This window comes from Dehalococcoidia bacterium, assembly GCA_041653995.1.
Classification (GTDB): domain Bacteria; phylum Chloroflexota; class Dehalococcoidia; order GIF9; family UBA5629; genus CAIMUM01.
The window spans coordinates 1-19,940 of record JBAZEK010000002.1 but is presented as its reverse complement, the minus strand read 5'-3'; the positions used below and the strand labels follow the sequence as shown (position 1 = coordinate 19,940).

The 19,940-nt window shown below is 59.1% G+C and carries 18 protein-coding genes; 9 read left to right on the top strand and 9 right to left on the bottom strand.

Features of this window, described 5'->3' with window-relative positions; all coding sequences use genetic code 11:
- Positions 1 to 89 precede the first annotated feature (89 nt).
- The 3 genes from WC359_06280 to WC359_06270 all read left to right on the top strand — a co-directional run bounded on the left by WC359_06280 (position 90) and on the right by WC359_06270 (position 2,329).
- Complete coding sequence (locus WC359_06280; GenBank protein MFA5400025.1) at positions 90 to 416, top strand: hypothetical protein; 327 nt, start codon at positions 90 to 92, stop codon at positions 414 to 416.
- A 115-nt stretch (positions 417 to 531) separates the two neighbouring features.
- On the top strand, positions 532 to 1,239 hold the full coding sequence (locus WC359_06275) for a response regulator transcription factor (protein ID MFA5400024.1): 708 nt from the start codon (positions 532 to 534) through the stop codon (positions 1,237 to 1,239).
- Entirely contained in the window at positions 1,220 to 2,329 is a 1,110-nt protein-coding gene (locus WC359_06270; protein ID MFA5400023.1) for an ATP-binding protein, read from the top strand. Before WC359_06275 ends, WC359_06270 begins: the two co-directional genes overlap by 20 nt.
- Here WC359_06270 and WC359_06265 read toward each other — a convergent pair.
- From WC359_06265 to polA, 8 genes are all read right to left on the bottom strand, one after another.
- Positions 2,312 to 2,827: an isoprenylcysteine carboxylmethyltransferase family protein gene (locus tag WC359_06265; protein MFA5400022.1), complete on the bottom strand. Its 516-nt coding sequence runs from the start codon at positions 2,825 to 2,827 to the stop codon at positions 2,312 to 2,314. The two genes, WC359_06270 and WC359_06265, sit on opposite strands and share 18 nt — an antisense overlap.
- 138 nt (positions 2,828 to 2,965) lie before the next feature.
- Positions 2,966 to 3,802 carry an alpha/beta fold hydrolase gene (locus tag WC359_06260; protein MFA5400021.1) on the bottom strand — a complete coding sequence of 279 codons (837 nt, stop codon included), beginning with the start codon at positions 3,800 to 3,802 and terminating at the stop codon, positions 2,966 to 2,968.
- Positions 3,803 to 4,018: 216 nt separating this feature from the next.
- Positions 4,019 to 4,651 (bottom strand): hypothetical protein, encoded by a 633-nt coding sequence (locus WC359_06255; GenBank protein ID MFA5400020.1) that lies wholly within the window; start codon positions 4,649 to 4,651, stop codon positions 4,019 to 4,021.
- A 58-nt stretch (positions 4,652 to 4,709) separates the two neighbouring features.
- Complete coding sequence (locus WC359_06250; protein MFA5400019.1) at positions 4,710 to 5,213, bottom strand: hypothetical protein; 504 nt, start codon at positions 5,211 to 5,213, stop codon at positions 4,710 to 4,712.
- A 185-nt stretch (positions 5,214 to 5,398) separates the two neighbouring features.
- Complete coding sequence (locus WC359_06245; GenBank protein MFA5400018.1) at positions 5,399 to 6,580, bottom strand: Glu/Leu/Phe/Val dehydrogenase dimerization domain-containing protein; 1,182 nt, start codon at positions 6,578 to 6,580, stop codon at positions 5,399 to 5,401.
- A gap of 92 nt (positions 6,581 to 6,672) precedes the next feature.
- A complete protein-coding gene (locus WC359_06240) occupies positions 6,673 to 7,194 on the bottom strand; it encodes a HEAT repeat domain-containing protein (protein ID MFA5400017.1) in 522 nt (173 codons plus the stop codon).
- Positions 7,181 to 8,035 carry a DNA-formamidopyrimidine glycosylase gene (gene mutM, locus WC359_06235; GenBank protein MFA5400016.1) on the bottom strand — a complete coding sequence of 285 codons (855 nt, stop codon included), beginning with the start codon at positions 8,033 to 8,035 and terminating at the stop codon, positions 7,181 to 7,183. Before mutM ends, WC359_06240 begins: the two co-directional genes overlap by 14 nt.
- Complete coding sequence (gene polA, locus WC359_06230) at positions 8,035 to 10,794, bottom strand: DNA polymerase I (GenBank protein MFA5400015.1); 2,760 nt, start codon at positions 10,792 to 10,794, stop codon at positions 8,035 to 8,037. The genes mutM and polA overlap by 1 nt, the downstream gene beginning before the upstream one ends.
- 102 nt (positions 10,795 to 10,896) lie before the next feature.
- Here polA and WC359_06225 point away from each other — a divergent pair, with 102 nt between their 5' ends.
- From WC359_06225 to plsY, 4 genes are all read left to right on the top strand, one after another.
- A complete protein-coding gene (locus WC359_06225; GenBank protein MFA5400014.1) occupies positions 10,897 to 11,415 on the top strand; it encodes a GNAT family protein in 519 nt (172 codons plus the stop codon).
- Positions 11,416 to 11,481: 66 nt separating this feature from the next.
- The gene (gene argF / locus WC359_06220; protein ID MFA5400013.1) at positions 11,482 to 12,393 is read left to right on the top strand and encodes an ornithine carbamoyltransferase; all 912 of its coding nucleotides are present in this window, start codon (positions 11,482 to 11,484) and stop codon (positions 12,391 to 12,393) included.
- Between the two features lie 76 nt (positions 12,394 to 12,469).
- Positions 12,470 to 13,807, top strand: coding sequence for a ribosome biogenesis GTPase Der (gene der, locus WC359_06215; protein ID MFA5400012.1), 1,338 nt, complete (start codon positions 12,470 to 12,472; stop codon positions 13,805 to 13,807).
- Positions 13,804 to 14,469 (top strand): glycerol-3-phosphate 1-O-acyltransferase PlsY, encoded by a 666-nt coding sequence (gene plsY / locus WC359_06210; GenBank protein ID MFA5400011.1) that lies wholly within the window; start codon positions 13,804 to 13,806, stop codon positions 14,467 to 14,469. The genes der and plsY overlap by 4 nt, the downstream gene beginning before the upstream one ends.
- A gap of 6 nt (positions 14,470 to 14,475) precedes the next feature.
- On the opposite strand, the gene dnaJ is transcribed toward plsY, so the two are convergent.
- A complete protein-coding gene (dnaJ, locus tag WC359_06205) occupies positions 14,476 to 15,585 on the bottom strand; it encodes a molecular chaperone DnaJ (protein MFA5400010.1) in 1,110 nt (369 codons plus the stop codon).
- A gap of 280 nt (positions 15,586 to 15,865) precedes the next feature.
- On the opposite strand from dnaJ, the gene WC359_06200 reads away from it, so the two are divergent.
- Complete coding sequence (locus tag WC359_06200) at positions 15,866 to 18,130, top strand: choice-of-anchor U domain-containing protein (protein MFA5400009.1); 2,265 nt, start codon at positions 15,866 to 15,868, stop codon at positions 18,128 to 18,130.
- Between the two features lie 55 nt (positions 18,131 to 18,185).
- Positions 18,186 to 19,940: choice-of-anchor U domain-containing protein (locus tag WC359_06195; GenBank protein ID MFA5400008.1), on the top strand; the 1,755-nt coding region annotated here is incomplete at its 3' end.

The window sequence follows — 19,940 nt, the reverse complement described above, 5'->3', positions numbered from 1 at the left end:
TCATCTAAATCTCCCCGGCCATTCATTATAAATTCACAATCCGGCTATAGAATGTCCTTATAAATTAAAGCGCAAAGGAGGCGCAGTCTATGAATAGCTGGATTAAAGTCGGCATCCCCGTAATTATCGCAGTGTTGCTGGTGGTGGCTTCGGTGGCCATTACGCTGGCCGCAACCGGCGGCAATGTTGCCCGGGCGGTGTCTGATTCATACTGGCAGGGACAGGTTTCAGACACGCAGTTTGCCCGCGGGCCGTGGTGTTCCGGTTGCCCCGGTTACGGCCAGGGAACAGGAACTGCCGACCCGGATGACGTTTATATACCGGGTGGGGCAACGTGTCCCAACTACCCGGGATACGGACAGGGCAGCCCCGGCGGCGGCGCGACCACCTACAGGGGCGGATGCTGCTTCCGGTAAAAAATATGATGATATCCTCTGACGCATAACTATCCTCCTGCAAAGGGACGAAGAATCGACCTCTTCGTCCCTTTATTTTAAGTGTGTTAAAATCAGTTTGGGGGATTATCCGAGAATGGCGCGCAGAAAGATACTGGTTGTGGATGACGAACCCAAGGTATGCGATCTGGTCAAGGCGTATCTTGAGAAGGACGGCTTCGACGTCATGCTGTCGGGCAACGGCAAAGACGCAGTGGAGAAAGCCCGCATGATCAAGCCCGATCTGATCGTGCTCGACCTCAACCTGCCGGGCATGGACGGCATCGAGGTCTTCCGCACGGTCAGGGCGTTCTCGAACATACCCGTTATCATGCTTACAGCAAGGGACGACGAGGTGGATAAGATCGTTGGATTGCAGATCGGCGCCGACGATTACGTCACCAAGCCCTTCAGCCCGCGTGAGCTGTCCGCCAGGGTGGCGGCGGTGCTGCGCAGGTATACCGATGGGACCAGGCCCGCCGGCAGGCTGGTCAGCGGAGATTTACTGGTGGATTTCGAACGGCACGAGGTCAAATATAGAAACGAGGCGGTCGGCCTTACCGCCGCCGAGTTCAAGCTTCTTGCCGTAATGGCCCGCAGTCCCGGCCGCGTCTTCACACGGCTGCAGCTTATGGACTCGGCCTTCGGCGAGACCTACGAGGGTTACGACCGGACCATCGATGCGCATATCAAGAACATTCGGCAGAAGCTGGCTAAGATAGTCGGCGATGCTGATAATCTTGTGGTTACGGTGCGGGGTGTCGGCTATAAGCTGGAGGAGTCTCATGAACAGCCTGTCCATTAAGCTCAGCCTGCTCTTCGCCGGCCTTGCTCTGTTGAGCATCGGCGCCCTGGCCGTCTGGGTTAACCAGACGGTGAATGCCAATTTTGCCAGCTATTGCGAGCAGCACAGCACCACCTGCCTGTGCGTCCATCCCGAAACGGGCATGGTGGGACTGGGTCAGGCCGAGCAGGACTTTCTGCAGGACTCGCAGCGCTCGCTGGGAATAGCGGCGGTTGTTGCCATGGCGGTAGCCGTTGCGCTGGGAGTGATTGTGAGTATACTGGTGACCAGGCCCATGCGGGAGCTGGCGGCTTCCGCCAGTAAGGTGGCCTCCGGCGACCTGGCCCAGCGCGTGAAACACAGGAGCGACGACGAAGTGGGAGAGGTATCCGCCGCCTTCAATACCATGGCCGAGCAGCTCGAGATGAAGGAAAAGAGCCGCAAGCAGCTGCTGGCTGACGTGGCTCATGAGCTGCGCAATCCGCTGAGCATAGTCCAGGGCAATCTCGAAGCCTGGCTGGACGGCGTCATTTCGCCCACGCCGGAGCAGATCGCCCCGGTATACGACGAAACAGTGCTGCTCAACCGCCTGATCACCGACCTGCGCGAGCTATCGCTGGCTGAGGCAGGTCAGCTGAAACTCGAAATCGAGGAGACGGACATGGCAGGGCTTATAAATGCCGAGGTAGCCGTTTTCCAGGCGCGCTGCCAGGAGAAGGAAATCTCGCTGTCCGCCGAGCTGGCGGAGGGACTGCCGCGCATCGATATCGACAGCGGACGCATCAGGCAGGTGCTGCACAACCTGCTGGAGAACGCGCTGCGTTTCAGCACACCGGGCGGCAGCATCAGGGTCAGTGCCCTCAAAGAGAAGAACAACGGCGTGGTGATTTCAGTATCCGACACAGGCAGCGGTATCGACCCCGCTGACCTGCCGCATGTTTTCGACCATTTCTATAAGGCCGATAAAGCGCGGCAGCGCAGCTACGGCGGGGCGGGCATAGGGCTGGCGCTGGTGCGGAAGTACGTAGAACTGCACGGCGGAAAGATCCGGGCGGAGAGCGAGCCGGGCAAAGGCAGCACCTTCAGCTTCACACTACCTGTGGCATCTTAATGTTGGGAAGAACCTGGGCACACGCTGTTTGTATTCCAGGTAGTCCTGCCCGAACTTGAGCTCCATCTCCTTCTCCTCGACTTTGGTGATCTGGAAGTAGAAGAAGAGCACCAGCAGCGGCGAGAAGATAAATGTCAGTGATATAGATCCTGTCAGGACACCCACGCCGAAGAACACCAGGAATATGCCCATCAGCATCGGATTGCGGCTGTATGCGTAGAGTCCCGTGGAGATGAGCTTCTGAGGGGGATTGATGGGCACGGGCGTGCCCCTGGCCCTGAAAAACTGTATATAGGTCCAGCTCATCATGGCTGCGCCCGGCACGAGCAGTATCAGCCCCAGTATGATGTTCCAGGGTTGATATACGACCGGGGTCAGGTTGAGCCACCTGTCGGTGAAGTATGCGCCGACGAAGAACAGCGCTATAAAGCAGCCGAAGAGAAATGCCACCAGCGCGGTGTAAAGCCACCGTTTCTTGCTTTCTCCTGAGGCGGCCATGTGGAAGATTGCGTCTGCAATTCGTTCAAATATACCCATTTTCAGGCGATTATACAGCGGCGGTGACATAAATGAAACAGGGGGCCTCACGGCCCCCTGTCCTGTTTAAGGAGGTTTGGATTGTGAGAATCAATCGTATTAAGGATGCGGGTGTCTGCCGTGCAGGGCGCCTATGGTCCATTTCTGCCACTGTGTGCGCAGCTCGCCCGGCTCTATCATGGAGGTATGGTTCCCGCATGAGATCATGACCTGCTTCGGCTCGCTGGCCATGGCGTATGAGTAAAGGAACCTGTTGTATGGGGAAGTCTGGTCGCCCAGGCAGAAGACGAAGAGCTTTGCGCAGTCTTCCAGGCCGGACAGTGCCTCCGAGGGTTTGGTCCTGATCCAGAATTCCAGAAATCTCCTCCAGTCCACGCGCATCTTGATCTTATTAACCAGGTTGAAATACTGAAATATGGACCTGGCTATCAGGCGCAGTAGCGGATGGACGAAATGGTCGGGGTTCCTGACCACTTTGTTTTTAAACTCACCCGGGCAGGCCAGCGCTACCAGCACCCTGGCCTTTCTGAGTTTGCCTGCTGCTAAAATAGCCGAGAAGGCGCCCATGCTGTGCCCTATGAGGCCCATTTTCTTATGGTCGACCTCCGGCCGGTTGTGCAGGAAATCCCAGGCGTCGATAACGTCGTTCACGATGCTGCCGTCGAGAGTACCCTCGCTGGAGCCATGGCCGCGGAAATCGAAGGTCAGGGTGACTATACCCTCGGATGCCAGGGTCCTGGCGCTGTTCTCGAAGGCTACCTGGTCGCCGCCGTACCCGTGGCACATGACCGCGCCGGGCAAGCGGCGTCCTTTGCCTGCGCCGGACGGTATGAAGAGCGTTCCATTAAGTTCTATTCCATTGCTGCCGAAAGTTACGGGCTGCTCCGACACGGTGTGTTTTTGCAGTTCGCTTATAGCTGTCTGTAAGTGTATCACGTGATAATCTCCTCTCTATGAGTGAAGTATACCTGCCGAGGAGATGGATGCCATCGGAGGTTGGGACGGTTTTGAGCGGATGTAATAATTTCGCGCATCGTCCTTACGTACCATGAGGGGATCATACTTTCGGACGACTGCCCGGCGTATCGGGAAGGCAAAAAGAGAGGCCGCCGTTTAAACGGCGGCCTCTGTGAGGCGGATTTGTGATCCGGGTCAGATCCACTTAAGGGGAATGAAGATGAGGAGCGAGATGATGTCCACCGCGGCGATCACCCCCACGGTTATCAGTTTGCTCTTCATGGTCTTCATGTCCAGCACCCAGTAGCTGACCAGGAAGAAGGGCAGGTAGCCGATCAGCCAGATCAGCCAGGGAGCGCCCAGGCTCCACCAGCTGTATTCCCAGGTCAGCGCGCCCACCCAGTTGAGCAGGCACTCTATGCACACCGCCAGGATTGCGCCGACAACGGCGAAGACCAGGCGGTTGTTTATGCCCAGTATTTTCAGGCTCTTGTCCGAGGGGAGCATCTTGCACATGACGATGCCCATGATGGAGAACATGAAGGTGATCTCGATGTTGAGGCCGATCAGCAGCACCAGCGCGCTGCCGTGGTCCGGTGTGCCCCAGACCGGGGCGAAGTTGGTGAAATGGAAGACCAGGCCGTTCCAGATCTCATTGAACCAGTCCATCAGCCAGAAGGCCAGGCCCGCCAGCACCAGGCTCCAGTTCTTCTTTTCGACCTCGTTGGCGTAGACGTACATGACGAGCAGCAGCAGGGGGATGACATACCATTGGAAGTGGCTGCCGTCGCGCAGTAATGCCAGTGCTTGTTGCGCCGATTCTGCCATAATATTCCTCCTCCTTTATATTTTTATTCGATTACTGATTTCAATAACATGGCGCCCGTTATTTCCCGGGTTCACCCAGCCCGATCCGGTTGAATACATACTTTTTCAGCAGCATATCGATGGCGACCAGCAGGCACTTTAAAACAAAGACATGCACGAAACCCCAGTAAGGATTCCAGCCGCCCCCGTGGGCCCATTTGCCCGAAAGGAGGGATGTGGCGATGAAAAACGCCTCGGTGCCGGCTGTTGTTATGATGAAGCACAACAGCACAATTTTTTTATCGTATACAGTTCGATAAAGAAAAAGCAGTATGATACCCAGGACAAACGACCATGCCAGGAAAATCCAGGGAACGGGGGGCACAGCCGTTGCGGTTGGGTCATACCAGATTTGGATGACACATACCCCGTACCATTCAATCAGGAAGGTCGGCCAGGACCAGATAAATGCAGACAGGGCCGCACTGTAAAAATCTCTCTTGTTTTTGGTCCTCCACCACAGGATAAGGACGATAATCACACCGGCTATCGTTGAGAACAACCACACCTGCGTGAGCGCCATAAAGCACCTCCTCCGATGATATCGAGCTATGACCGGCTACAGGTATCGGCGCCAACGGCTTCATCTGCCATATCCGATCATGCTTGTGTCCGAATATTATACACTTACGACTAATGCCCCGCAATAGGCGCCGTGCAGCGTTTTTTCCCTTTGAGCGGCTTGACCGATATGCGTCGTCCCGGGTGCTAAGCTGTGAATCCCAGGCGCTTCCTCATATCGACGATCAGCTTCTCAAGGTCCACAGCTGCAGGCGGCTCGCTCCTGGCTGCCATTACCTTGGCCGTGGTCTTCTGCACTGCCAGCGCCCTGGGATTGATGCCCTGCTGTTTGGCCTCGCTGAGTATGCTGGAGGAGAGCGGTCCGATCAGGTCACGCAGCACCCTGAACAGGTCGTCCGAGCTGCCGCCCAGGACGTCCACCACTCCCAGTATCACCCCTCCTGCGTTGGATATGAAATCAGGCACCGCCAGAATGCCCTTCTTGAAGAGGATGGCCTCGGCCTCGTCCGTCATCGGTATGTTGGCGATGCTGGAGATAATCCTGGCTTTGATGCTGCCCGCGTTCTTTTTGGTTATCACGTACGGCCGCGCGCCGGGTATGAGTATATCCACCGGCAGGCTGTAGATCTCCTGGCTCCTGATGCGTTTGGCCTTTTTATATTCCGTGACAGCCTTGTCGCCCGCCGTCTTGCGCGCCTCCAGCAGGGCTTTCACATCCAGGCCGTCCTTATTGTAGATGCCGCCGTCGATGGTCGAGATCGCCACCACGCTGGCGCCGGACTCGCTGATGTAGCGGGCCACACCGCCGCCCACCTTGCCGAAGCCTTCGATGGCCACCTTTGCGTTCTTGACGTTGACCCCGGCGAACTGGCAGGCCGAAAGGGCGGCTACCGCCACACCGTAACCCGTGGCGTGGTCCTCCAGCGGCTCGCCGTCGATCATCTGGGACGAAAGGCCGGTGAATTTCTTGGGCACACCGGCCCCTTCGAAGAAGGTAGCGACATCGTCGTTGTCAGTGCCCATGTCGGCGGCCAGCGTAACGCCTGCGCCCAGCAGCGTCTTGACGGCCCTGCCGAAGGACAGCATCAGCTCCCTGCGCTGCGGACCGCGGATGCCGGGCTCGGCCCAGATGCCCGCCTTGGCGCCGCCGATGGGGAAGTCGAGGATGGCGAACTTGTGGGTCATGGCTCGTGCAAGCAGGAATATCTCCTCGGTGGTTATATCGGGCAGCATGCGCGTGCCTCCCGCCGCGCCCCCTATGGATACGGTATCGACGACCACGACACCCCTCAGTTCGGTTGAAGGGTCGTAAACGTGCAGGACTTTCTCGGGTCCGAGCTGATCGATAGTTGTAACCCAGGCTGGCATAATGGCCACCTCCTTTTCAAAGTCTGGCCTGTTTTACCATAAATCATATGACAATGCAATAGGCCGTTCGCCCGGTTCGGTTGCACTGCCGCTCAACGTATGGATTTAAGCGCTTTTTTGGCCTCGAGCGGTATGTCCAGCGTGAAGGTCACATCCTCCATGGAAGCGATGACCGGCTTGAGAATTTCCCGGTAGCGGCTGGCCCGAAGGTCGTGCAGGACATGATGCGCCCCCTCCCTCACCTCCTCCGATTCCGGGTTATCTACAATAGCCTGCAGGATCGGCTTGACCGATTTATCCCCAATGCCTATCAGTGCCTCCGCCGCCAGCCAGCGCACGTCGAATAGCCTGTCCTGCAGCGCCGTCACCAGCGCGTCGATGGATTTGGGGTCCATGATCTGTCCCAGCGCTTTGGCCGACTCCCACCTCACGGTCTGATTGCGGTCTTTCAACGCGCCCACCAGCGCGGTTACCGCCGGCCTGCCGATGTCGACCAGGGCCGCCCTGGCCTTGCTCCTGGTGACGCCGTCCTTGCCGCCCAGCAGACTACAAAGTGTATTGACATCGTTGGTTGCGGTAGGATCCGCCGGTTTGGCGGATTTATCCTTGCCCATGTCGTCCTCCTGAAGTTTTACTTGGTTTGCCCGGTGCCGGCTGGCAGCGCGGGCAGAAATAGGTGCCCCTCTGCCCCACCACAATGCGGCTGATGGGTGTGGAGCATCGGGGACAGGAACAGCCGCCGCGGTGCGCCACGGCGAATTCCTCGTGCGCCCGTCCCGCCTCTCCGTCCGGGCGGCGGTAGTTGCGTATGCTCGCGCCCTGGTTTTTCACTGCTTTCTTCAGCACCGCCCTGATGGACCTGTGCAGGGCCGCGATCTCTTTCGGCTTGAGCGAGTTGGACGGTCTCAAGGGATGTATGCCGGCGGCGAAGAGCGCCTCGTCGGCATACATGTTGCCGATGCCCGCGATGCGCTCCTGGTTGAGCAGCGCCGTCTTGACGGGCGTCGAGCGGGTCGCCAGATATGCGGCCAGCGCCGCACGCGTGAATTCGTCACTCAGCGGCTCTATGCCGAGCTTGCCCACCACTTTCCCCGCGTCACGGACCAGATTGAACGTGCCGAACCTTCTCACATCGGTGTAGACCAGCTTTGAGCGGTCGTCCAGTATGAGCTCCAGCCTTGAGAAAGGCTCCGGCCCGGCGGGGTTCCACAGCAGGGCGCCGGTCATGCGCAGATGGACGACCAGATTATTGCCATGCGAGAGGCTGAAAATGATATATTTGCCGCGCCGCGACAGTCCCTTGATGCTGCGCCCTATCAGGCGCCGGCAGAACTCCTCCACCCCGGTCTGCTGTAGCGGCCTGGTGTCCCTGACCACGATGCCGATAATAGTTTTTCCCACCACGCGGGGCCTCAGGTTGTTGACGATGGTCTCGACTTCCGGCAGCTCGGGCATCAGGCCATCTCACCCCAGTTCTGTCCCACCTTGATGTCGATTTTGAGCGGCACCACCAGCTTTATGGCTGCGGGCATGATCTCCAGCACCATCTGTTTAATAGCATCCATCTCCTCCGGCGGCGCCTCGAACACCAGCTCGTCATGCACCTGCAGTATCATCATGGTCTTCATGCCGCGCTTTTTCATCTCGCGGTGAAGGTTGACCATGGCGATCTTGATGATATCCGCCGACGTGCCCTGCACGGGCATATTGATGGCCATGCGCTCGGCGGACTCCCTGGCCAGCCGGTTGGTCGAGTTTATCTCCGGTATAAAGCGCCTTCGGCCCAGCACCGTCTGCACGTAGCCGAGGGCCGCCGCCTGCCGCTTGGTGGCCTCCAGGTAGTTCTTGACGCCCGGGTAGCGCTTGAAATAGGTGCTGATAAATAGCTCGGCCTCCTCCCTGCTCAGGTCGGTGGCCTGCTGGAGGCCGTATCCGCTCATGCCGTAGATGACACCGAAGTTGACCGTCTTGGCGGCGCGGCGCATGCGCGGCGTGACCTCGCTGTCCGGCACCCCGAACACCTCCGAAGCCGTATGCGTGTGGATATCTTCGTCGCGCAGGAAGGTGTCGATCAGCTCCTGGTCCTTCGAGAGGTGCGCCAGCGCGCGCAGGTCGATCTGCGAGTAGTCGGCCGACAGCAGCATCCATCCGGGCTGCGCAATAATAGACTGCCGGATCCTGGCCCCGATCTCGCCCCTCACCGGCAGGTTCTGCAGGTTTGGCTCGCTGGACGACAGCCGTCCCGTCGTCGTGCCCGTCTGGTTGAAGCTGGTGTGCACCCGGCCCGTTTTGGGATTGATCAGCTGCGGCAGGGCGTCGGTGTAGGTGGATTTCAGCTTGGAAAGCTGGCGGTATTCCAGTATGAATTTGATCACGGGGTGCGCGTCCTTCAGCTCCTCGAGCACGGCCGCATCGGTGGAGAAGCCGCTCTGCGTCTTGCGTTTGGACTGCAGCGGCTGCAGCTTGAGCTCATTGAAAAGCACGCCCGAAATCTGCTGGGGCGAGTTGATGTTGAACTGGTGGCCGACCGCCTCATAGATGGACTTCTCAAGCCGCTGCATGTCCGCGCCCAGCGCGGCCGACATCTCCATCAGCAGCGCACGGTCCAGCAGCACGCCGTTCATCTCCATCTCGGCCAGCAGCGGCACCAGGGGCATTTCCACGTCGTTGAACAGGCTCCACAGCTCCTCGCTGCGCAGCTCCTGCTCCAGCGATTCCTTGAGCCTGAGCGTTATGTCGGAGTCGCTGCAGCCCAGCTCGCCCACCTGCTCGATGGAAAGGCGCGCCGGCGATACCTGTTTGGCGCCGCTGCCCGTCAGGTCGGCCAGCTCGCGCGCCTCGATGCCCAGCCTGTTGAAGGCCAGCGACTTGAGATTGAGCGACTTCTCGCCCAGCAGGTAGGCGGCTATCAGCACGTCGAAGTTGACGCCGCCCATCTTCAGCCCGTTCTGGGACATTAATATGATGTCGAATTTGCCGTCGTAGACTATTTTGGCGTAGCGCTCCTGCGTTATGCAGGCGCCCAGTGCCTTGATGATTGTTTTAAGCGGAAGCTGCCCCGTGCGATCGAGAGTCATGTGTCCGATGGGAATGTAATATGATTCGCCACGCGCCGGCGAGATGGCGATGCCCACCAGCCCGGCCTGCATGGCATTGTCGCCGGACGGCGTTACCGAGACCGCGAAAGTTCCTGCGTATGACAGTCGCAGAGCCAGCTCGTCCAGCTTCTGTGCGGAGCTCACGATGATATAGCTGCTCCCGGCCGCTTGTGTTGCGGGGGCGGCTGCAGGGGTGGACGATGGGGTGGATGACGGCGCGGATGACGGCGCCCCGCCGATCTCCTCGGGCAGACGCGACAACAGGGATGAGAAGCCGAGCTCGCGGAACAGCTCCACCACGCTGTTGCGGTCGTACGAGCTGACCTTGCAGGCGTTTATGTCGAAGGCAACAGGCACGTCGGTGACTATGGCGGCGAGCTTCCTGTTCTGCATGGCGGTCTCGCGGCTATCGCGCAGCAGGTTTCGTATGCGCTCCGGCTGGACCTCGTCCACGTGATCGTACAGGTTGGCTATGTCGTGGAACTGCTGCAGCAGCTTGACGGCCGTTTTATCGCCGATGCCCTTGACGCCGGGTATGTTGTCCGAGGGGTCGCCCACCAGCGCCTTGTAGCTGATGAGCTGCTCCGGGTCTAGGCCGTATTTCTCCTTCACGGCGGGGGCGTCGTAGACCACCGTGTCGGCGAAGCCGCGCCGCGGGGACATCACGCGGATGCCCGGCTGCACCATCTGCAGCATGTCGTTGTCGCCGGTTATGATCAACGTGTCCACACCTTCCGCGTTGGCCCGCGTGCTGATGGTGCCGATCAGGTCGTCGGCCTCGAAGCCGTCCATCTCGAACACGGGCAGGTTAAAGGCCCCGGCCAGCTGGTGGACGCGCTCGATCTGCGTGACCAGTTCGGGGGGCGTTTTAGGTCGCTGCGCCTTGTAGTCCTCGAACATCTCGTGCCGGAAGGTGGGGGCGGCGCGGTCGAAGGCGATGGCCCAGTAGTCGGGCTTGTTCTCCCGCAGCAGCTTTAGCAGCGTGCTGGCGAAGCCCTGCACGGCGTTGACCATCTCCCCGGTCCTGGTGATGGAGAGGGGCGGCAGCGCGTGGAATGCGCGGTGCACCAGCGCATTTCCATCGAAGAGAATTAAGAGGGGCTTTTCTTTAGACATCACCCGTACCCGCCTGCATTACCGCAATCTTACGGCACATTATAGCATTAAACCGCGCTATGGCACGGAGTTAAATTGGGTTAGAATATAGCCGGAGAAAGGATGAATATCAAAATCGGCGAATATACCATCAGGGACTGGGCGCCCTCGGACGAGGCGGCCCTGGTTAAATACGCCGACAACCGCAAGATCTGGCTCAACCTGGATGACCGCTTCCCGCATCCCTATACGGCGGCGGATGCCCGCGAATGGATCGGCCTCTCGACCAGGGAACCTGTAACCAACTTTGCCATCGCCACGGACAGGGAGGCCATCGGCGGCATCGGCCTGAAATTGCTTGGCGGCGTCTTCCGCCGGTCGGCCGAGCTGGGCTACTGGCTGGCCGAGCCCTACTGGGGAAAAGGCATCGCCACGGCCGCTGTGCCCGTGATAGTCGACTTCGCCTTCGGCAAGCTGGATATGGTGCGCCTGCAGGCGCTGGTCTTCGCCCGCAACACCGCCTCCGCGCATGTGCTGGAGAAGTGCGGCTTCAAGCTGGAGGGGCGCCTGGTCAAAGGCATTTACAAGGACGGCGAGAACATCGACGGGCTGATCTACGCCCGCTTGCGCGACGGTATCTGAGCGCCTGCGCTGACCCGAGCTTCCTGTTATGGTATACTGATACTTTAATTAAGGAGTGATCGTAGATTGGCTAAACGGGACATACTGTCTGTATCAGACCTCACGCCGGACGAGGTGCAGCAGCTCGTAGAGAAGGCGGCGAAGTCCAAGAAAGGGCCCTGGACTCAGGTCCTGGAGGGCAAGAACATCGCCCTGCTCTTCGAGAAGCCCTCGCTGCGCACCAGGATGAGCTTCGAGCTGGCCGTCCACCAGCTGGGCGGCTACGCTATCTATATGTCCCCCGAAGAGGTCGGGCTGGGCAAGCGCGAGTCGGTGCCCGATGTGGCCCACGTGCTCAGCCGCTACGTGCAGGGAATCGTGTCCCGCACTTTTATGCACCATACGCTTGAGAAACTGGCCGAGTTCGCCTCCATACCGGTGATCAACGCCCTCTCCGACTACGAGCATCCCTGCCAGGCGCTGGCCGACCTGACCACCATCTACGAGCGCAAAGGCAAGTTCAAGGGGCTTAACCTGGCCTTCATCGGGGATGGCAACAACGTGGCAAATTCGCTGCTGCTGGCCTGCTCCATGGTGGGTATCAATTTCCTGATCGCCTCGCCGCAGGAGTACAGCCTCAAGGATAAGATACTGATGGTCGCCAACAAGTACGCCGAGAAGAGCGACAGCCATATCATGCTGCTGGAGGAGCCCGCCATGGCGGCTAAAGACGCCGACATCGTTTACACCGACGTCTGGACCAGCATGGGGCAGGAGGAGGAGTACGAGCAGCGCTGCATCGCCTTCCACGATTACCAGATCAACGAAAAGCTGCTGTCGTACGCAAAAAAAGACGCCATCGTCATGCATCCCCTGCCCGCCCACCACGGCGACGAGGTGGAGGTTGGCATCATCGATAAATACCGCTCAATCATCTTCGACCAGGCGGAAAATCGCCTGCACTTTCAGCGCACGCTGCTGGCCGAGCTATATAAATAGGCCTTTACGGGCGCCCATCTCCGTAGTATTACGTATTAAGTTGCATCGCCGCATGAATTAGAATGGTTGCACGCAGATGAATCCAATAATAAGCATCGTGGGACGGCCCAACGTGGGCAAGTCCACGCTCTTCAACCGCATCGCCGGCGCCCCCATAGCCATCGTGGAGGACCTGCCGGGCACCACGCGCGACCGCATCTTCGCCGATGTCAGGGCGCTCGACCACGAGGTCACGCTGATCGATACCGGCGGGCTGGAGCCCGTGCCGGGCTCCGAGATGGGGCGCAAGGTCAAGAAGCAGGTGGAGGCGGCCATCGCCGAGTCCGACCTGGTCATCTTCGTTGTCGATGCCAGGGACGGCCTGATCGCCGCCGATTCCGAGATAGCCGACAGGCTGCGCAGCCTTGGCAAACAGGTGGTGCTGGCCGCCAATAAGGCCGAAACCGAAAAACAGAGGAGCTCCTCTGCCGAGTTCTATCAGCTCGGATTGGGCGAGCCCCTGCCCATCAGCGCCCACCACGGCCGCGGCATACATGAGCTGCTGGAGGCCGTCGTGGCCAAGCTGCCTCCCCCGTCCGAGACGGCGGAGGAGGATGGCAGGCCCAGGCTGGCCATCGTGGGACGGCCCAACGTGGGCAAGTCCCTGCTGGTCAACGCCGTGGCGGGGTCCGAGCGCACAATCGTCGACCCCACGGCGGGCACGACCAGGGACGCCACGGACACCGTGGTCAAACACGGCGGCAGGGAGGTCGTGCTGATCGATACGGCCGGCATACGCAAGCGCGGCAAGGCGGGCGTGGGGCTGGAGTATTACGGGCTGGTGCGCACGCTGCGCGCCATCAACCGCTGCGACGTGGCCCTGCTGATCATGGACGCCACCGAGTTCATCACGGCGCAGGATACGCACGTGGCGGGCTATATCAAGGAGGCCTGCAAGGGCATCGTGCTGGTGGTCAATAAATGGGACCTGGCGGACCCGGATACCCGGGACGATTACGTGGCCGCCGTTGACAAGCGCATGAAGTTCATCGCGCATGCCCCGATATTATTCACATCGGCCCTCACCGGGCTGGGCGTTAAAAACATCATACCGATTGCCCTTGAAGCCTGGGATGAGAGGCAGAAGCAATTGCCGGACGACGTGATCGACGGGCTGGTCAAAGAGGCGGTGGCCTCGCATGCCCCGCCGCCCCGCGGGACGAAGAGGCTGGTGGTTTACCGGGCATACCAGGGCGGAGTCAATCCCCCCTGCTTCACCTTCCTGGTGAACGACCCGCTGCTGGTGCATTTCTCATACGAGCGCTACCTGGAGAACAGGCTGCGTCAGACGTTCGGTTTCTACGGAACCTCGCTCAAGCTCCTGTTCAAAAAGGCATCGAAGAAGTCAAGTAAAACCGGAGGAAAGATCTCGTGATATTACCCTTGAAATTCCTCGCCATAGCCGTCCTGGCCTACCTTCTGGGCGCCATCCCCTTCGGCCTTATCATCAGCCGCAGCATGGCGCACGTCGACATCCGGCAGCACGGCAGTGGAAACATCGGCGCCACCAACGTGTTCCGCACGCTGGGGACCAGGCCGGGCATACTCACCGCCCTGCTCGACCTGGGCAAGGCCGCCCTGGCGGTCTTGCTGGGCATGCTGATCATCGGCAGCGACACTTTCATCGTTGCCGGACACGATATACATATACAGGCCGCGCAGTGCCTGGCCGCCATCATGGTCATGGTGGGGCACAACTGGTCGGCCTATATCGGTTTCAAGGGAGGCAAGGGGGTGGCCTGCTTCATCGGCGGACTGCTCGTGATCAACTGGATGGTGGCCCTGGTGGGCCTGGCGGCGGGCATAGCCGTGGCATTAACCACACGCTATGTCTCGCTGGGCTCCATGCTGGCCTCCCTCTGCGTATTCTTCGCCATGCTGGTGCTGGCGCTGCTGGCCCTGGTGGCCCCGCTGTACGCGCTCTACGGCCTGGTGGCGGCGGTCCTCATCATCTGGCAGCACCGTACCAATATCACGCGCCTGCAGGAGGGCACCGAGAACAAGCTGGGCGCCGGGCCGCATAAGACAAAAAAATAGTCCGGTTCAGTCCAGGCTCTGCAGCAGCTCTTCGCCCGGACGGGCGAATTCCTCGGTTTTGGGCAGGCTGGCCGCCAGCTCCTCCAGCAGCTGCTTCTGGCGGTGGTCCAGCTTTTCGGGCGTGATCAGTCTGGTTATCACCAGCTGGTCGCCGCGTCCCCGCGAGTTGAGCCGCGGGAATCCGCGTTCCCTGATGCGAAAGACCTTGCCGTGGTGTGTGCCGGGCGGCACCTTGAGGCTGAAGACCCCCTCCATGGTGGGCACGTTGACCGTGCATCCCAGCGCGGCCTGCGCGAAGTTGAGCGGCAGGGCTATCACTATATCTGACTGTCGGCGCACGAAGAACTTGTGCGGTTTGATGTCGAAGCGCAGGTAGAGGTCGCCGGGCTGGCCGCCGTAGTAGCCGGCCTCGCCCTCGTGCTGCATCCTCATCTGGCTCTCCTCGTCCACCCCGGCAGGTATGCTGACGTGCAGCTTGCGTTTGATCCTCTCTCGACCCTGTCCGCGGCACTGAGCGCAGGGCGACTTGATCACGGTGCCCTGTCCGCTGCAGTTGGGGCAGGTGGAGGTCTGCACGAAGCGCCCGAAGATGCTCTGCGCCGTGCGCCGCACCTGTCCCGCCCCGTTGCAGTCGGGACATTTCTCGGGATTGGTGCCGGGTTTGCAGCCGATGCCCTTGCAGGCGGAGCACAGCTCGACGCGGCTGATCTCGATCTCCCTGGCGGCGCCGGTGTAGGCCTCCTCGAAGGACAGCGATACCCTGAATCCGATGTCCTGGCCCTTGTGCGGTGAGCGCCTCTGGTTGGTGGAGGCGGCGCCGCCGAAGAAGGCCTCGAAGATGTCCCCCAGGCCGCCGAACTCGAATGAATCGAAGCCCATGCTGTCGCCGCCGTTGCCGGGCGAGCGGCCGGTGCGGTCGTAGAAAGCGCGTTTATCGGTGTCCGAGAGCACCTCGTAGGCCTCGTTTATCTCCTTGAAGCGCTCGTCGGCGCCGGGGTTGCCGTTGCGGTCGGGATGATACTCCATGGCCATCCTGCGGTAGGCCTTTTTGAGCTGCTCATCCGAGGCGCCGCGCGGCACGCCCAGTATCGAGTAATAGTCTTTAGCGGGAGCCATATTTAAAAAACCTCAATTTACCAGTATAAACAATGCGAGTTTGTATAATCAAATTTTAGCTACGGATGGTGCGGAAGTGCGGCAAATCGCCGCCGGTGGTGCATTGCGTTGACATTATTATTCGACAGGATTAATATAATCTGAGTTCAGCGCGAGAATGTCTGGGCGAGACTGGGTGCGTTTTGCGTTTAAAATACGGATATTCGTATTGTTTATCAGGGAGTGAAACCATGTTACGGTACTGTAACATGGTTTTTTATCAGTGTAGGGGGATTGGCATATGACAGGTAAAATAGCCGCTCTGCTTCTGATCCTGGCACTGGCACTGGCGGTGCTGCCGCTGCAGTCGGAACATGGAGTCAGCGCCGACGGGGGCGTAACCGAGGTCTGGGTAGCGACCACGGGCAGCGACGGCAATCCCGGCACCGAAGCACAGCCCTTCGCCACCATCCAGAAGGGTATAGACACTGTTGAGATAGGCGATGGAGGTACGGTGCATGTGGCTGCCGGGACTTATTATGAGAACCTGGACATATCCAAGGCAGTGGACCTAGCAGGCGCCGGCGCTCCTGATACGATTATAGACGGTGGCGGCTCGGGCAGGGTAATCTACATTTCCAGTAATCCGGATACACAAAACGTTATATCCGGTTTTACAATTCGCAACGGTGTTTCCGACAGTCCCCACGGCGGGGGCATATACATTGGCGAGACACATATAGTCACCCTCAACGACTGCGTTGTCAAAGACAACGCAGCCGAATACGGCGGCGGCATTTACAACACAGGCCAGCTCAACATGTACAGATGCACCGTAAGTGGCAATTCTGCTGTTTATCATGGCGGCGGCATTCAAAATACACCGGGTGTTATAGGAGAAAGTGGTGAGATGTGGCTGACCAACTGCACCATAAGCGATAACCACCTGACCAGAGCTGAATTTAACAGCGGCGGCGGAGTCTGGAATAACGGCACTGTGACGCTGCATAATTGCACTATCGTCAGTAACTCCACGAGCAACTTCACTGGTGCCCTGGGCGGCGGATTCGCTAACTCCTCAGATAGAACTGCCTACTTCAAAAACTGCATTGTGGCCAACAATACGTCAGGTGACGGCATTAACAACAACGGTTATTCCGAACCTCCTGACGGGATCATATCTCAGGGCTGCAATATCGATAGCGAGAACTCGTGTAACTTCAACCATCCATCCGACCTGATAGGCACCGACCCATTGCTTGGCCCGCTGCAGGACAATGGCGGGCCCACCTTCACGCACGCTATTTCTCAGATAAGTCCGGCGTTCAATGGAGCCGCCGACGGCCCGGATCACGACCAGCGCGGCTTTACCAGGCCAATGCTCGACGGCTTCGACATCGGCGCCTACGAGCTCCAGCGCCTGGTCCCCCCTTCAATTACATCGGTCAATCCCAATTCGGGTACCCAGGGGCAGACGCTGGATGTCACCATAACGGGCACTAACTTCACGGGAGCAACCTCGGTCAGGTTCGGCGCACTGGGCAGCTATGTCTCGGTGAATGGCTTCACGGTAGATAGCGATACGCGGATAACCGCCAGTATCACCATAATGTCCTTTGCTTCACCCGGCGTCAGGAATGTCTCGGTTACCACTCCTGCCGGCACCGGCAGCCTGAATGACGGATTTACCGTTACCCGGGCGGGGCAGCAAACCCAGAATGTGCAAACAGCCACGGGAAGCGGCGCCGCCACCTTCACCACCAATGGTGGCTCTATCAATAATCTGACCGCATCGGCCGCGACGGCATGTGGCGATCTGGAAGGATACAGTTTCCCACATGGCTTTTTCTCATTTAATATCACCAATCTTACCCCGGGCTCAACCGTGACTGTAACCATCACGCTTCCCTCTGCTATCCCTGCGGATTCACAGTACTGGAAATGCATCAATGGACAATGGGTGAATGTCACCTCGCTGATCGGCGATAACGATGGTGATAATTTACTGACACTAACCCTGACAGACGGTGGTCCGGCGGATGCCGACGGTGCAGCGAATGGCACCATTATAGATCCGGGTGGTCCTGCCATAGCCGTAACGCCGGGTGTCCAATCCGGCGCGAGCACAGGGCCGCAGTCGTCCTCGCCGTCCCTCCACTCTCCCGCTTCTCAGGCTCCCGTCAGCCTGCCCAATATTTACGTGCAGAGCGCCTCGCTGTCTGTCGACAGGGTGGCGCCGGGGGGCGTACTGACGGTAAACGTCGGCGTGGCCAACAGGGGCACGGGTAAGGGCTCAACCACGATCAGGCTGTACGTCAACGGCGAGGAAGATTCCAGCCGGGGCATCACGCTGGAGAGCGGGGACAGCCGGCAGGTTATTTTCACGCTGAGCCGCAGCCGGCCCGGCGCCTACAGCGTCCGGGTGGATGGTGCGCAAGCAGGCAATTTCATAGTTGAGGAGATCGTTGATGCCAACCTCATCCTGTTCGTCAGCTGCGCCCTGATTTTCGTCTCCCTGGTATTAGGATTTATATACATATCAAGACGGCAGAGATACACGTGCTAAAACAATGAAGACAATGCCGATGTCAGGGGGCAAATCAAACGGGAGAGATACTTCTATGGCAGGGAAGATAGTTTCGCTGGTTTTAATCTTATTGCTGTCGCTGGCGGCGCTGCCGCTGCAGCCGGAACATGGAGTCAGCGCCAACGGCGGTATGCCTGAGGTCTGGGTAGCTACCACTGGCAGCGACGGCAATCACGGCACCGAGGCTGAGCCATTTGCCACCATCCAGAAGGGCATAGATACTGTTGACGCGGGCGGGACTGTTCACGTTGCCGCGGGAACCTACGTGGGACAAATCATAATTTCCAAAGCCCTGACTTTGGAGGGTGCTGGCGCACCCGACACCTTCATAGACGGTGGCGGATTCATTCCTTACGAAACTGTTGTTGAAAGCACGGCGGCTGATGCAGATGTAACCATTTCAGGCTTCACCATCCAGAACGGCTATCAGGATGGTGTTGCCGGTATCTTTATAAGAGCTTTGAATACGCTGAATCTCTATGACTGCACCGTCAGGAACAATGTAGGCTTAGGCACCGGCGGCATATTAAACTGGGGCACGCTTTATATTAACAGGTGCACAGTCAGCGGTAATTACGGGGCGCATGGTGGAGGAATAGAAAACCGGGGCACTCTATATATGTGCAATTGTACTATAAGCGGCAACTCTGCCTCCGGGTCCGAAGGCGGCGGTGGCATTTACAATGGGCAGGGCGACGAAATGACTTCGGAGTATTCAACCATCGCCAATAACCGGGCAACAGACGCTTCAGCCAAAGGCGGTGGGTTCTACAATGAAGGTACTGCTACATTTGAGAGCACCATAGTGGGCAACAACACAGCGGGCGATGCAGCCCATAACAATGGCTACACTGAACCGGGTGGTGTTACCGACTCTAATGGATACAACCTGGACAGTGAGAATAGCTGCGGCTTCAACGTGGGTACCGACCTGATAAACACCGACCCGTTGCTGGGCCCGTTGCAGGACAACGGCGGTCCAACCTTCACCCATGCTCTGCTGCACGGCAGCCTGGCCATAGACCATGGTATCGGAGAAGGCTTCCCAGCGGTGGACCAGCGTGGCGTACCACGTTGGCAGGGAAGCACCTGCGATACGGGCGCCTACGAGCTGACCCAGGCCTCCGTCGCCACGTCCACTGGCAGCGGGACAGCCTATTTTTCAACGCTTAACGGCTATTTTACAAACCTGACCGCGAAGGATGAATCGGCGCTTGCCTGCACGCCCAGGGAGGATCTCAGCTTCCCGCACGGCCTCTTCTCCTTCACCGTCACGGGAATCACACCGGGGTCGTCCGCAACCATTGTCATCATTCTGCCTGCGGATATGCCGGCGGACACGGAATACTGGAAGTGCATTAACGGGCAATGGGTTGACTGTACCTCGATGCTGGGCAGCAACAACAGCGACAGCGTCCTGACTATCACCATCAGAGACGGCGGCCTGGGTGACGCCGATGGGGTGGCTAATGGCGTCATCACCGATCCGGGAGGGCCGGCTTTAGTTGTTACCCCGCCGCCGTCTAACCAGACTTTAGTGAACGCAGGGCCGCAATCTTCCTCGCCGTCCATTCCCGCTCCATCTTCCCAGGCGCCCATAGGCCTGCCCAATATTTACGTGCAGAGCGCCTCGCTGTCTGCCGACAGGGTGGCGCCGGGGGACGTACTGACGGTAAACGTCGGCGTGGCCAACAGGGGCACGGGTAAGGGCTCAACCACGATCAGGCTGTACGTCAACGGCGAGGAAGATTCCAGCCGGGGCATCACGCTGGAGAGCGGGGACAGCCGG

Excerpts from the sequence above, each read along its gene's own strand:
- WC359_06280 (MFA5400025.1), top strand. The coding sequence starts at position 90 with ATGAATAGCTGGATTAAAGTCGGCATCCCCGTAATTATCGCAGTGTTG.
- WC359_06275 (MFA5400024.1), top strand. The coding sequence starts at position 532 with ATGGCGCGCAGAAAGATACTGGTTGTGGATGACGAACCCAAGGTATGC.
- WC359_06270 (MFA5400023.1), top strand. The coding sequence starts at position 1,220 with ATGAACAGCCTGTCCATTAAGCTCAGCCTGCTCTTCGCCGGCCTTGCT.
- WC359_06265 (MFA5400022.1), bottom strand. The coding sequence starts at position 2,827 with ATGGCCGCCTCAGGAGAAAGCAAGAAACGGTGGCTTTACACCGCGCTG.
- WC359_06255 (MFA5400020.1), bottom strand. The coding sequence starts at position 4,651 with ATGGCAGAATCGGCGCAACAAGCACTGGCATTACTGCGCGACGGCAGC.
- WC359_06250 (MFA5400019.1), bottom strand. The coding sequence starts at position 5,213 with ATGGCGCTCACGCAGGTGTGGTTGTTCTCAACGATAGCCGGTGTGATT.
- WC359_06245 (MFA5400018.1), bottom strand. The coding sequence starts at position 6,580 with ATGCCAGCCTGGGTTACAACTATCGATCAGCTCGGACCCGAGAAAGTC.
- WC359_06240 (MFA5400017.1), bottom strand. The coding sequence starts at position 7,194 with ATGGGCAAGGATAAATCCGCCAAACCGGCGGATCCTACCGCAACCAAC.
- mutM (MFA5400016.1), bottom strand. The coding sequence starts at position 8,035 with ATGCCCGAGCTGCCGGAAGTCGAGACCATCGTCAACAACCTGAGGCCC.
- polA (MFA5400015.1), bottom strand. The coding sequence starts at position 10,794 with ATGTCTAAAGAAAAGCCCCTCTTAATTCTCTTCGATGGAAATGCGCTG.
- WC359_06225 (MFA5400014.1), top strand. The coding sequence starts at position 10,897 with ATGAATATCAAAATCGGCGAATATACCATCAGGGACTGGGCGCCCTCG.
- der (MFA5400012.1), top strand. The coding sequence starts at position 12,470 with ATGAATCCAATAATAAGCATCGTGGGACGGCCCAACGTGGGCAAGTCC.
- dnaJ (MFA5400010.1), bottom strand. The coding sequence starts at position 15,585 with ATGGCTCCCGCTAAAGACTATTACTCGATACTGGGCGTGCCGCGCGGC.
- WC359_06200 (MFA5400009.1), top strand. The coding sequence starts at position 15,866 with ATGACAGGTAAAATAGCCGCTCTGCTTCTGATCCTGGCACTGGCACTG.